The following is a 14,565-nucleotide window of genomic DNA, read 5'->3' as shown; positions in this document are numbered from 1 at the left end:
GACAAAGTTTTAATATACTAAAAAAATTTTAAGAACAAGCTTGTTTTATTGACGAATATTAATAATAATGTAATAATATAGATAATATTGGGAAAATTTAATAAATAATATTAGTATGAGTTAACACATAATAGGGACTTGTCAATAATAGTCAGGAGGATTTATTCAATGAATGATTTGTTAGGTAAAGACAGTATAAGAAATGTGAGATATTTGACATCTAATGAAAGGGAAAAGAAACTTAACGTAGTTGTTATGGCAACTCTATTTTTTTGTGCAATGAGTTATTTAAGTTATAAGAATTTTTTGCTATTCCATGGGATTATTGAAATTTTTTGTATACTGGTAGCCTTGATGATATTTACTATTGTTAATAATACCAATAATTTTTCAAGAGACGCAGCCACTAATATTCTTGGAGTATCTTTTGGTGTTGTAGCCTTAATAGATGGGATACATACTTTAGCCTATAAGGGTATGGGGGTATTTCCAAGTTTTGGTCCAGATTTGCCCACTCAAATGTGGGTTGCGTCTAGATACATTAATAGCATTTCAATTTTTTTAGCTTTAATGCTATTTGGAAGGGCAGTAAAGTATAGAAATATACTTATTCCTTATTTAATAGTAACCATTGTTTTATTTGTAGATATATTTACAGTTAACTTATTTCCAAGCTGTTTTATTGATGGAGTAGGATTAACACCCTTTAAAATTTATAGTGAATATGTTATTAGTGGAATCTATATAGCAAACATAGTTGTGTTATATAAAAAAAGAAGTAAGATTAATCCAGTAACCTTTAAGTACTTACAAGCTTACTCCCTATTAAGTATTGCAGCAGAACTATCCTTCACTTTTTATATTGACGTATACGGACTTTCAAATATAATAGGACATAACTTTAAGTTGTTTGCCTTTTATTGCATTTATAAAGCTATGGTAGAAGTTAATATAAAGGCCCCTTATAGAGCTTTACAGCAAAGTGAAAACAGGTATAGAATGTTTTTTGAAACTTCTCCTAATGGTATACTTCTATATTGTAAAGATAAGATACTATTATCCAATTCTTGTTTTTTAAATATGTGTGGATGCTCTAGTTATAGTGAAGTTATTGGAAAGTCAGTTTTAAACTTTATTCATCCAGATGACTTAGAGAAAGTTAAGGGTCTCAATAAAATACTTGAAGTTCATAAACTGGTTGAAGGTTATGAGGTTAAGCTTACAAAGCTAGATAAATCTGTAGTTGATGCAGAACTTACTGTAATGCCATACGAGTATGAAATGGATGATTGCATGTTTATAATGATAAAGGATATAACGGCTCAAAAACAATCAGAAAAGCTTAAGGAAGAAGTAGCACAAAAAACCTTATTTAATAATATGCAGAGAGACTTCTTCACTAACTTATCCCATGAGCTAAAAACTCCAATCAATTTAATCTTTGGTACTGTACAACTTATGGAAAGCAAAGTTAGAAATAACATTACAAATATAAAGGAACTAGGCTTCAGTAAACATAGTCAAGTTCTTAAGCAGAATTGTTATAGAATGTTAAAGCTCATAAGTAATCTTATAGATATTACAAAAATAGATACTGGTTATTTGAAATTAAATTTAAAAAACTCAAATATCATTTCAGTTGTAGAGGACATAACCTTATCAACTACAGAGTATATTGAAAGCAAAGGCATTTCCCTGATTTTTGATACAGATATAGAAGAAAGAATTATGGCTATAGATGGAACCATGATTGAAAGAATCATTTTGAATCTATTATCTAATGCAATTAAATTTACAGATAGTGGTGGAGAAATAACTGTTGAAGTAATGGATAAGGAAACCAGTGTAGTAATATCGGTTAAAGATACTGGGGTTGGAATCCCTAAAGAAAAGCTTGAAGAAATTTTTAGTAGGTTTGCACAAGTGGAAAAAACTCTATCGAGAAATGCAATGGGAAGTGGAATAGGTCTTTCTTTAGTATATTCTCTTGTAAAAATGCATGGTGGAATTATCTTCGCAGTAAGTGAACCAGGAAAAGGTACTGAGTTCGTCATAGAGCTACCTGTAAAAATAGTATCAGAAGAAGAAGAGTGTAATTTTATAGAGCTTCAAGGAAAAGAGCGATATGTAGATATGATGAATATTGAATTCTCAGATATTTACTCATAACAATATAGAGAACTAAATTCAATACTGAAATTATACATGGAACCTGCATTGGGTTCCTTAAGGTTTTTCAAGGCCAATGAAATTCATCATGAATAAAGTATTCTTTGGAATAAGAAATCTAGTATAATATACAAGACCAAGCTAATGAACATATTTCATAGCTTGGTTTTTTATTGTGCCATTAGAAGGCATAGATGATTAGATAAATAAAAATATTTAATTAGGATGGACTTACTTTAAAAATGTAAATTTAATTAACATTTATTAATAAAAAGTTATAATAATAAGTTTAATTGTCATTAAAATTTAATAAATAATTTAATTTATCAAATATTTGTAGAAATAATAACCTTAAAGAGAGAAAAATGCCACAAAAAATAGACAAATAATTGTTGAAATACATTGAATTTATAGAATATAATGTTAATAAAGTGTTTACAACAAATGTTTTATTTAACAATTATAGGGGGGGATCTTATGTTTTCTAAAAAAATACTTGCAACTATGTTATCCTTATCGGTACTTATGGGCTCTTCAGCTACTACATCTATGTCGATGCTAAAAAATGAAAATACAAGCCCAAATCAAACAGCAAATGAAAATGCCTACTACAAGTATGGTGGACCTGTTGATTTGTCTGTGGCAAATGAAGAAAAAGTTATTGAAATGCTGAAAAAGGAAGGGAAAATTCCTAAGGATGCCACATACGAAGAAGCACATAAAGCATTTATGAAGTATATGCAAGACAGTGCAAAAGCAAATGAAAAACAAAAACCAACTAAAATGGAGAGAGACTTAAAAGCAAAACAAAATCAAAAGGTTCAAAAATATAAATTTGAATCAAGTCAGCCAGATAATAATCCAAAGGAAGTAAACATACTAACACTACTTGTAGACTTCAATGATTACAAGCATAATAATATTCAGCCTGATGAGAGCGATATGTACTATAAAGATTATAGTCATAAGCACTTTGAGGATATGATTTTTGGGGATAATGGCTATGAAGGCCCCAATGGTGAAAGATTTACTTCAATGAAGCAATACTACAAGGAACAGTCAGGGGGAAGCCTTAACATAAAAGGGAAAGTTGCAGGTTGGTATACATTGTCAAAGGATGCAGCTTATTATGGAGCTACAAACGGAGGCTCTAATGATATAAGACCAAGAAATGCAGTGGCTGAAGCTCTAGCATTAGCAGCTAAAGACCCAAATATAAATTTAGCTGATTTTGATAAAACTGATAGATATGATATGGATGGAGATGGAAATCTTAATGAACCAGATGGAGTTATCGATCATTTAATGGTTCTTCATGCAGGAGTTGGTGAAGAAGCTGGTGGTGGAAACTTAGGTTCTGATGCAATTTGGTCTCATAGATGGAATCTTGGTGGATTATATAAAATACCAGGAACGAACTATAAAGCATATGATTATACAATAGAGCCAGAGGATGGAGCAGCAGGAGTATTTGCTCATGAATTCGGGCACGACTTAGGACTTCCAGATGAGTATGATACAGATTATACAGCGCCTTCAGGAGAGCCAATATCTATGTGGTCAATTATGTCTTCAGGAAGTTGGGCAGGAAAAATTGGTGGAACAGAGCCAACTGGATTCAGTCCATATGCGAAACAATTCTTCCAAGCAAACTATGGTGGTAACTGGCAAAAACAAATAACTCTTAACTACAATGAGATTTCAAAGGCTGGAGTTCGTTTAAATTTAAGACAAGCTAGTGAAGAGGGACAAGTTGTAAGAATTAATTTACCAGACAAGGCACATGAAATTGTTAAACCTTTTAGCGGAAGCCGTATTTACTTTGGTGGAAAAGGACAGGATGGGACTCCAGTTCTTACAAATATGACTGCTAAAGTAGACCTAACAAAGACTTCAAATCCAAGTCTTAATTTTAAAACTTGGTACGATATTGAAAAGGGATGGGATTTTGCAACAGTTCAAATTAGAGAAGTAGGAACAACTGAGTGGACATGCGTTCAAGGAAACATTACAACAACTGAACATGATCCTCAAGCAAGTGTTGTAGTTCCGCATGGAATTACAGGAACTTCTAATGGCTGGGTAGATGGAATATTTGATTTAACTGCATTTAAAGGTAAGAATGTAGAAGTTAAGTTTGAATATCAAACAGATGCTTATTCCTTTGGCGCAGGCTTCTACGTAGATGACATTAAATTAGTAGATGGAGCTAACTTGCTGCTTTCAGATGATGCAGAAGGAACTTCTAAATTTGAAATGAGTGGATTTAAACAAGACACAGGAACTATTTATGCTCCACATTATTATTTAGTTGAATGGAGAAATCACCACGGAGTAGATAAAGGACTTGCAAATATCGGTGTAATGGGACAAACTTTAGCTTATGACCCAGGTATGGTTGTATGGTATGTGGATGATTACTATTCAGATAACTGGAGGGGAGTTCACCCAGGAGAAGGTTATCTTGGCGTAATTGATGCAGACCAAAAGAGTGTGCTTTGGAGATTTGCGGATGGAAAAACACCATCTAGTTTAGCAAGTGGAAGATATCAAATGCATGATGCTGCCTTTAGTAAGAATAAGGAAGCTGTTATAAATATCAACACAGATGCAGAACTTGGAAGATCACCTATTGATGAATATAGATTTACAGAGCCAAGCTTTGATGATAGGAATAACTACTCAAATGTAGAAATACCTACTCTTGGAACTAATATTCCTAAGTATGGCTTGAAAATTCAAATAGCAAATCAAGCTAAGGATAATTCATCAGCTAGCATAATAATTAAAAAGTAATGATTTAACAGATAAAACTTGTCACATAAACAGCATCTTTAAGCAGTGACAACTGACGCTTTTCATAAATACTATAATGTAATAAATTAAGCAAATATATAAAATGGGATAAGAATTTTTAATTTCTTATCCTATTTTTATTGTGATTTTGATTTCAATCACATATTTAACTTTTAAATCCTCCTATAATTAAGTCATGAAGTGAAACAAAACTTTAAAAATATAAAATTTAAAGCTAGGAAGCTTTCGTAGGAACTAAAAATTATAAAGCTTAAATTTAATATAAGGGATATAAAAATAAAAACTATGATTTAAGGGAGGAAACAACAATGAAAAACAATATATTAGTAGGAAAAGATGCTTATTGGGTAGGATATGTAGATGATAGAAAGGTTCCATTTCATAGATTGGTTTTAGAAAAAGGAACAACTTATAATAGTTATTTATTAAAAACTGAAAGACCTACAATAATAGATACAGTGGATATAAGCTTTGGAAAAGAGTATGTAGAAAATTTAAAGCAGTATATAGATTTTGAGGAAATTAAATATATAGTAATAAATCATGTGGAGCCAGATCACTCAGGAGCTCTTCCAGTGCTTGCAAGTAAAGCGAAGAATGCAGTAATAGTAGCTACTGAACTTGGAGTACAAGAACTAAAGGAGATGTATAAGCTTCATAATAGAGAATTCTTAATTGTTAGAGATGGAGATACTCTTGATATTGGTGGAAAAACCCTTAAGTTCTTAGAAACTCCATACCTCCACACTGAAGAGACTATGGTAACTTATGCAGTAGAAGACAAAACACTATATCCATGTGATATATTCAGTACTCACGTAGCAACTTATGACTTGTTTAACGATTTAGCCGCTGAAGATATTACAGGAGATTTTGAGGTTTATTATAGCCTTATCATGAACCCACATAAGAACTATGTGCAGGATATGATTAAAAAAATTAGAGCTTTAGATATAGAGGTTATTGCTCCGTCTCATGGTTATATTCTAAGGGATAATGCAAGAAAATACATTAATGCTTATGACAATATGAGCAAAACTGAGGAAGTTAATAAAAAGGCAGCTATTTTATTTTCTACTATGACTAGTAACACTAAAAAATTAGCTAACTTTATTGGAGAAGCCTTAAATAATAAAGGAATTGAAGCTACTATAATAAATGTAAAAGAAGATAAGGATGTAGAGAGTGCTAAAGAAGCACTTTTAAACTCAGATATATTATTCTTTGGAAGTTCTACTCGTTATGGAGACATGGTAGGAAAAATAGAAGAAGTTTTAAAAGAACTTAAGAATATGGACTTAAACTCAAAAGTAGGGGTTGCCTTTGGATCTTATGGATGGAGTGGAGAAGCCATAGAAATTATCAATGATTACTTAAAAGCATCAACTTTAAAGGTTCTAGATAGTTCACTTATTATTAAATCCACTGGAATGGATAGTATACAAGCTCCAATAAGGGTTAAATTTGCAGTAGAAGAAGAAGTAAACAAATTTAAGCAATCTGTAAATGGTATTAGTGAGATATTAGCAGGGTAGAATTTTCAAGGGCATAACTTAATGTAAACAACAAAGAATAGTTGAAATAAAACAATTTAAATGTTAACTATATATTGAAGTTTTATATTAAATAATTAATAATAAAAGTAGTAGTGGAGATAATATCCATTGCTACTTTTGTTATTTTGTAGGAAACTTATGTAGGGTTGAGTTAAAAACTTTAGGTAGAACTAAAATAGGTATAGTAAACTTTCAGCTTGTAGATTTATTAGATCCAAAGTGAAGTTCTAACTTATTCATAACCCAAAGACTTAAAAGAACTACCATAGGTTCATGTATAACTACATATTAACCTTGGGTTTCTAAGTTAAAAATAAAGTGAAATGAGGGATTAGTTTGAGTTGTAACTGCGATAGATGCAAAAATAAGTTATGTGCTAGTAAGGTACCTATATTTTCAAATTTAAACAATGATGAACTTCTAGAAATTGTTAACATGACAGGGCATAACAACTATAAAAAGGGAGAAACCATATTTTTAGAGGGTGATGAAGCTCAAACTCTATATCTTATTAATGAGGGGAAAATTAAACTTTATAAGTACACTAAAGATGGAAAACAACAAATTTTACATATATTAACTGAAGGGGATTTTTTTGGGGAGCTAAATCTTTTTAAGAATTCTCAATATGGCTTTAGTGCAGAAGCTATTATAGACTCTAAGATTTGCACTTTAACTAAAGAAAAAATGAAAAGTATAATCTTAAGTAAACCTGAAATTGGAATAAAAATATTAGAAGTGGTAGGGGATAGACTTTCAAAGGTGGAAAATCTTGCACAACATTTAGCAACTAATGATGTTGAATCGAGACTTGCCTATCTTTTAGTTGATATGCTAGAAAGTGATGGAAAAAAGACTACTAAAGGAATAGAAATAGAGCTTTCTATATCCAGAGAAGATATGGGTAGTTATACTGGAGTAGCTAGAGAGACCATCAGCAGAAAACTGAAAAAGTTTGAGGAAGAAGGCTATATTAAGTTAGTTGGAACTAAAAAGGTAATTATATTAGATGAGGAAACCCTGAGAGAGCTAATTTAAGGAAAGAAAAAAGCAAGTAGATGATACTACTTGCTTTTTAACTATCTTTTATATCTTACAGTAGGTATATTCACATCATTTCTATAAGGAGTAGGAGGAATAAATAAAGCTGTTTGGGCTTCAGGGATAACAGTACTTCTAAGCTCTGCAATCTTAGTAACACCAACATAAATATTAGAAATTGCATACCAAGTTGCGAAATCTACTTCTCCTGTTTGAGGAAGGTTGAAAACTCTTTGGAAAGTTCTCACAGAATTTGCAGTACCAGATCCGTATATACCATCTATGGCAAGCTTAGGAATAGCAGGATAATTTTGTGATATTCTATTCAAGAAGGTTTGAATAGTTCTAACAGGTTCACCTCTGCTACCTATTTTCAAGGCATATCCAGGATAGGATTTTGGAATGCCAGAAACCTTTTCTGCTTGAACTAGGTCAATATTAGTTCCGTAAAAGTTAGTTAGAATTTGATAGGGTGTAAGACCACGGTCACCTAGGTCTTTACTTCCCCATTGAGTAAGCCAACCAGGACACTGAACTTGTCTTCCATCACAATATTGAGTAAGTAGTGGTTGTTTTGATCCTCTTCTTCTTACATAAGTAGTAAAAATTTCATCAACTATTCTGTTAATGTTAGCAAAGATATTTCGTCCATAAGTAAAAGCATGATCAAAGGCAGTTGAGTTTGTTATATCGAATCTATAGCCTTTTCCACGATACCACTCCGTATAAATTCTGTTTAAAGTAAAGGATAAAATACAGTAGATATTAGCTCTAATGGTGTTTTCTGGCCAAGTTGCATAAATTTCAGAGCTTGCTACATTTTTAATATAATCCTGGAACCTAACAGTGTAATTTGGAGCAGCTGTATTAGTTGGAACTCCTGCATGAACCACTACAAACTCAGGAACCACGGGCATAGGTAAAACTACAAAGCCACTAGGTGGTGGTGGTAAAGTTTTTTCAGGATCTTCAGGAATTTTAGGGGGGAAGTTACCAAATAAAGTATTAGCAGGAACTTGAATAACTTCAGCAGGTTCCAATATTTCTCTGCTCCACCATCCCCTAGTACCTTCAGTGAGTGCTGTAGGTGTAGCCACGGTTGCTCCAGTGGCAGGAACTATATCAGCTGGATTTAAGTTACATACTTGTAGAGCGGTGTTTTCAGGGAGAATTTGACATCCTCTTACGATAAAAGGTTCAAAACCCTCAGCCTCTACAGTGATATCACAAGTACTATAAGGCTGCTCAGTGGTGTTGTTTGGGTCTAATGAAAGCTCCACGGGAGGAGCTATTAAATCTATTACTTGTGTTTGGCCCTCTGCATTTGTGGTAAGAGTACCAGTTTCTCTTGTATTTCGTCTAGTGGCAGCAGTACTAGTAGGAGTAACTGTTACCCTTGCATTTGTTACAGGAATATAAGTATTTCCTCGGAAAACTTGAACTTGTAATCTTCCTATGTCTGCCATAAAATCTCCTCAATAACATACTGATTCTTTATAGTATATGAAGTTATAAAGTTAAAGGTTACAAAAATTAGGGATGTTAATGCTAGGCAGTATTTTAAATACATAGTACTAGTTTTAAGTTGTAATTATATGCTAAAATAGCTTTGAAGTTGAAAAAAAGGATCAGGATAGAATTCATATATAAGTTAAGCTTTAACTTTGGTTCTCTATATAGGGTTCCTTGATGGAATTTTTACTTATTCATATCCTGAGACCCTTAAGGGAACCATGGTAGGACTAATCTATAAGTTAAGTTTTAACTCTGGTTCACTATATTATAAAAAATATAAACTCAGCTTTAATTCAACATGGGGAAGGAATGAAGGGGAATATAAGTATTTCCTCGGAAAACTTGAACTTGTAATCTTCCTATGTCTGCCATAAAATCTCCTCAATAACATACTGATTCTTTATAGTATATGAAGTTATAAAGTTAAAGGTTACAAAAATTAGGGATGTTAATGCTAGGCAGTATTTTAAATACATAGTACTAGTTTTAAGTTGTAATTATATGCTAAAATAGCTTTGAAGTTGAAAAAAAGGATCAGGATAGAATTCATATATAAGTTAAGCTTTAACTTTGGTTCTCTATATAGGGTTCCTTGATGGAATTTTTACTTATTCATATCCTGAGACCCTTAAGGGAACCATGGTAGGACTAATCTATAAGTTAAGTTTTAACTCTGGTTCACTATATTATAAAAAATATAAACTCAGCTTTAATTCAACATGGGGAAGGAATGAAGGGTATTGGAATTTTTCTTACAAGGCTTTACTTTAGGGCTTGCTTATGTAGCACCTATTGGAATGCAAAATATTTATGTAATTAATACTGCTATTGGTAAAAATAGACTTAGAGCATACCAAGTGGCGTTAATTACCATATTCTTTGATATTTCTTTAGCATTAGCTTGTTTCTTTGGCATGGGTGCTATAATGGAAAAGTCACAATTATTAAGAGGCATAATCTTACTTGTTGGTTCTCTTGCAATAATTTATATTGGAGTTGGACTTCTAAGAAGCGCACCAAATTTAGATAGAGAAGTGGATATAAACAAAACTTTAGGACAAGTTGTAGCAACTTGTTTTATGGTTACCTGGATTAACCCACAAGCATTAATTGATGGGTCACTATTACTTGGTGGGTTCAGGGCATCACTGCCACAAGAGGCATCAGCAATATTTATTTTAGGTGTTTGCTTGGCATCTTTTACTTGGTTTACAGGACTAACTACAATAGTATCAGTTTTTAGAAAAAAGTTTAATGTAAAGATAATAAAAGTTATTAATATAATTTGTGGAATAATTATTGTGTATTATGGTCTGAAGCTTGGATATAACTTCTTACAAATGATTTAATACTTTTTTCAGGATGATCTCACTTTTAGTTGAGCGTTATATATTGTTTAAGGGGGAATGACTATGTCTATAGGCAGTTTTTTAAAACTAGTAGAAATTCAAACTAAAGTAGCAAGTATGATTCCTTTTCTTTTAGGAACTATGTTTACTTTATATAGATATGATAACTTTAAACCAGAGAATTTTATTATTATGTTTGTTTCCTTACTTTCCTTTGATATGGCAACTACTGCTATTAATAATTATTATGATTATAAAAAAGCTACAAGAACAAAGGAGGATAGTTATAGAAAGACTAACATAATTGGAAGAGATAATTTAAAGGAAAGCACAGTAGTTGGAATTATAATAACCTTAGTTCTTATTGCTATTGTATTCGGTGCTATTTTAACAGTTAAGACAGATGTTGTTGTTTTATTAATAGGAGCAATTTCCTTTGCCACAGGAGTTCTTTATACTTTTGGGCCAATTCCTCTTTCACGGATGCCCCTAGGAGAGATGTTTTCAGGCTTTTTTATGGGCTTTATAATACTATTTCTATCTATATACATTCATATTTTTGATAGTAATATTGTTGTTATAGGATTTCAAAATGGAATTCTCAATGTGTCTGTTAATGTAGTAGAAGTAATATATATGTTTTTAATATCTATACCTGCAGTAGGTGGGATTGCCAATATAATGCTTGCTAATAATACTTGTGACTTAGAAGAAGATATCATAAATAAAAGATATACACTTCCTTACTATATAGGAAGAAACTCTGCTCTAGGATTATTCAAGGCTTTATATTATATTGGATACTTAGCAATTATAGCTATGGTTATATTAAAAATTGCGCCAGTAGCTGTTTTACTTGTATTACTTACAATAATTCCAGTGAATAAGCACATAAATATGTTCTATGAAAAGCAAGTTAAAAGTGAAACTTTTGTTCTTGGAGTTAAGAATTTTTTAATAATGAATGGAGCCTTATTACTTATTATGATTATAGTAAATATCCTATCTATATTCTTTTAATAATAGATAAGAGGGACAGAAAAATATCTAATATACAGTACTTTTATGAGATGATGGGCTTATTAAGCAGTTGGTTAATAGGCGGATTAGCATATATAAGGATAAGAAGTTAGGCTATGACAATAAGCTATTAAGCTTGAGGTTATAGCCTATATTTTTAGTTAATATAACAGTAAATGTATAACTAGATAAATTTATAACTATTAAATCACATACCTGTTATTTATAATAAGTCTCAGTAAAATAAAACCTTTAATGACAATATATGAATATAATGGACAATTGGAATGTTAATAGAGTAAATTAAATTAATGATAATAAAGGAGTGAAAAGTTTAATTTAGTGAAAAAAGTTCAGTTTGTTTAATTTTAGTTTAACAATAAATACTTGCGAATTTTCAAAAAAAATTTCATAAAACTGTATTAAAATCTTAAAAACTAAAGTATAATAGTATTGGTAACAGTGTATACTTATTAGTTTAAGAAAAATGAACTTATTTTTTTACTACAAATTGATAATAAAAATACAAAAATTACCCTGTTTACATTATTAACATTTAGTTGTAGAATATTAATATAATATGAAATGTTAAAATTATAACTTATTAATTATTAATGAGGTGAAATGAATGGATAAGCAAAAAAATATCCTGATTTTGGGGGCAGGTTATGCTGGGGTACATGCTGCAAAAATGCTTGCTAAAAAATACAAAAAAGACTCTAACATAAAGATAACCTTAATAGACAAAAACCCATTCCATACATTAATGACAGAACTGCACGAAGTTGCAGGGGGAAGGGTTCATCCAGAATCAGTACAAGTTGATTTGGGGAAAATATTCCACAGAACAAAAGTTAACGTAGTAACAGACTACATCACTAATGTAGATACTGATAAAAAAGTAGTTACAACTAAACTTGGAAGTTACACTTATGACTACCTAATAGTAGGTACTGGAAGTGAACCTGCATTCTTTGGAGTTCCAGGAGTTAAAGAAAATGGATTTACACTATGGTCTTTTGAAGATGCTATCAGATTAAGAGAGCATATAATAAAGACTTTTGAGAGAGCTTCAAGAGAGAGAAATTCAAGTAAAAGAAGAGAAATGCTTACATTTGTTGTAGCAGGCTCAGGTTTTACAGGAATAGAAATGGCTGGAGAACTTTTAGAGTGGAAAACAAGACTTGCTAGAGAGTACAAGATTGATGAAAATGAAGTAAAAGTTCTTGTAGTTGAAGCATTAAGCACAATTTTAAACATGCTTGACAGAAAACAAGCAGACAAGGCTGAGAAATATTTAGCTAAGAATTGTGTTAAGGTATTAAAAGAATCACCAATTGTTGAAGTTACAGCAGAGAACATTAAACTAAAAACTGGTGAAGTTATACCAACTCAAACATTAATTTGGACATGCGGTATCCAAGGAACTGAAGAAGCAAAAGAGTATGGCTTAAAACTTGGAAGAGCTAACAGATTAGAAGTTAACGAGAGAATGGAAGCTGTTGGAAAAGAAGGGGTATATGTAGTTGGAGACTTAGCACTTAATGCAGATGCTAAAGGAAACGTTACTAACCCACAAATCGTTGAAGCGGCAGAGCAAACTGCAGCAACAGCAGTTAAGAATATAATGGCTCATATGACAAATGGAGAAAAGGTTAACTTTAGTCCAAAATATCATGGTTTCATGGTATCAATTGGTGGAAAGTACTGTGTAGCTAATACAGCTGGAATTAAGATGTCAGGTCTTTTCGCAATGATGACTAAGCACATGGTTAACATGTACTATCTATTTGGAATAGGCGGTTTTTACTTAATTTGGAGATACCTACAACATGAATTCTTCCACATGGAAGACAACAGAACAATAATAAGAGGACATGTGTCTTCTCATGGAAATAGATTATGGCTTGTACCTTTAAGATTATTCATGGGTTGCATGTGGTTATTAGAGGGTGCTAAAAAGTTCTTTGGAGAAGGAACTTGGAAAGCAGCAACAGAAAGCTTTAGTACTTTAGGTGACTTGTTTAAAGGAATTGGAGCAGATAGCTGGTTAAAAGCTGGTAATGTTAAAATGCCATTTGAATGGTTACAAGCTGCAGGGACTTCAGGTGCATCAGCAGCGGCAGGAGCAGCAGATGCAGCAACAAGTGCATCTCAAGCAGCAGGGGCAGCAGCAACTTCATGGCCAACACCAATAATTAGTGAAATGCCTGGCTTCTTTAGATCTATAATGGAATTTATGATTCCAAACCCAGAAATAGCTGTTTGGTTCCAAAGAATGGTTGTATTCCTAGAGATAGGAATGGGACTTGCATTACTTGCAGGATTATTTACATGGCTTGCTAGTGCAGCATCAGCATTTATGGTATGTAACTTTATTCTTTCAGCAATGGCTGGATGGGAAATTTTATGGTACTTCTTCGGATCAATTGCATTAATGGGTGGTGCTGGTAGAACACTAGGACTTGACTATTACGTAATGCCATGGCTAGGAAAAACCCTGGGTAAGTGGTGGTTCGGAAAAGAAAAACCAATATATGGATACGAAAACAATAAATCAATTACAATGTAGTAAGATGTAAAATTAGTTTAGCATCTATGAAGATATAAAGATGTATCTTTATAGGTGCTAACTTTTTATATGGATTTGAAAGATGAAAATTTAGCCACACTTCGGGAGGATAATTCCTCCATGATTTTTAGGTGTGAGTTAAACCTCTCTCCAAAATGGTTGAATAAAATGAACTTGTTCATTATTTAACCTAATCACATATAAGAAAAAAAATATTACTTAAAAAAATCTATAATTTATTGTAAACAGTAATATACTATATTATATAAGTACATAGGTAATCTATAGGTTTGAAATTTTTGTAAAATTCTATGGATTCTAAGGTTAAAATCTAATATGATTAAAATGGGAAGTTTTAATGATACTTTGCAAAGGAATACTCTCTATCTTCTTTAGGTGGAATTTAAATCTTATTCCAAAGTCGTTAAACAAAGTGAACTTATTAATTATTTAAAAGTAAATGTTATGTGTAAGTGTAGGAAAATAAATTTTCCTAGAGTAAAAAATTATTTATATAAATACATTT

The 14,565-nt window shown here is 31.7% G+C and carries 8 protein-coding genes; 7 read left to right on the top strand and 1 reads right to left on the bottom strand.

The annotated features are described in order from the left end of the window. The first annotated feature begins 168 nt into the window (after positions 1–168). From C661_RS0109375 to C661_RS0109360, 4 genes are all read left to right on the top strand, one after another. Positions 169–2,169 carry a sensor histidine kinase gene (locus tag C661_RS0109375; RefSeq protein WP_017415059.1) on the top strand — a complete coding sequence of 667 codons (2,001 nt, stop codon included), beginning with the start codon at positions 169–171 and terminating at the stop codon, positions 2,167–2,169. Between the two features lie 477 nt (positions 2,170–2,646). Next, positions 2,647–4,965: an immune inhibitor A domain-containing protein gene (locus tag C661_RS0109370; RefSeq protein WP_017415058.1), complete on the top strand. Its 2,319-nt coding sequence runs from the start codon at positions 2,647–2,649 to the stop codon at positions 4,963–4,965. 329 nt (positions 4,966–5,294) lie between these two features. Further along, positions 5,295–6,521 carry an FprA family A-type flavoprotein gene (locus C661_RS0109365; RefSeq protein ID WP_017415057.1) on the top strand — a complete coding sequence of 409 codons (1,227 nt, stop codon included), beginning with the start codon at positions 5,295–5,297 and terminating at the stop codon, positions 6,519–6,521. 351 nt (positions 6,522–6,872) lie between these two features. Beyond that, positions 6,873–7,580 carry a Crp/Fnr family transcriptional regulator gene (locus tag C661_RS0109360; protein WP_026050999.1) on the top strand — a complete coding sequence of 236 codons (708 nt, stop codon included), beginning with the start codon at positions 6,873–6,875 and terminating at the stop codon, positions 7,578–7,580. Between the two features lie 41 nt (positions 7,581–7,621). Here C661_RS0109360 and C661_RS0109355 read toward each other — a convergent pair whose 3' ends face one another. Continuing rightward, positions 7,622–9,049 carry a peptidoglycan-binding domain-containing protein gene (locus tag C661_RS0109355; RefSeq protein WP_017415055.1) on the bottom strand — a complete coding sequence of 476 codons (1,428 nt, stop codon included), beginning with the start codon at positions 9,047–9,049 and terminating at the stop codon, positions 7,622–7,624. A gap of 789 nt (positions 9,050–9,838) precedes the next feature. On the opposite strand from C661_RS0109355, the gene C661_RS0109350 reads away from it, so the two are divergent. From C661_RS0109350 to C661_RS0109340, 3 genes are all read left to right on the top strand, one after another. Next, positions 9,839–10,447: a LysE/ArgO family amino acid transporter gene (locus C661_RS0109350; protein ID WP_017415054.1), complete on the top strand. Its 609-nt coding sequence runs from the start codon at positions 9,839–9,841 to the stop codon at positions 10,445–10,447. Positions 10,448–10,510: 63 nt separating this feature from the next. Further along, positions 10,511–11,467 carry a 1,4-dihydroxy-2-naphthoate polyprenyltransferase gene (gene menA, locus C661_RS0109345; protein WP_017415053.1) on the top strand — a complete coding sequence of 319 codons (957 nt, stop codon included), beginning with the start codon at positions 10,511–10,513 and terminating at the stop codon, positions 11,465–11,467. A gap of 628 nt (positions 11,468–12,095) precedes the next feature. Continuing rightward, positions 12,096–14,039: an FAD-dependent oxidoreductase gene (locus C661_RS0109340; protein WP_017415052.1), complete on the top strand. Its 1,944-nt coding sequence runs from the start codon at positions 12,096–12,098 to the stop codon at positions 14,037–14,039. Positions 14,040–14,565: the final 526 nt, after the last annotated feature.

It is taken from the genome of Clostridium tunisiense TJ (assembly GCF_000300195.1).
GTDB classification, from domain to species: Bacteria; Bacillota; Clostridia; order Clostridiales; family Clostridiaceae; genus Clostridium_J; species Clostridium_J tunisiense.
The sequence above is the reverse complement of the archived record's forward strand: the minus strand, read 5'-3'. Positions and strand labels throughout refer to the sequence as shown.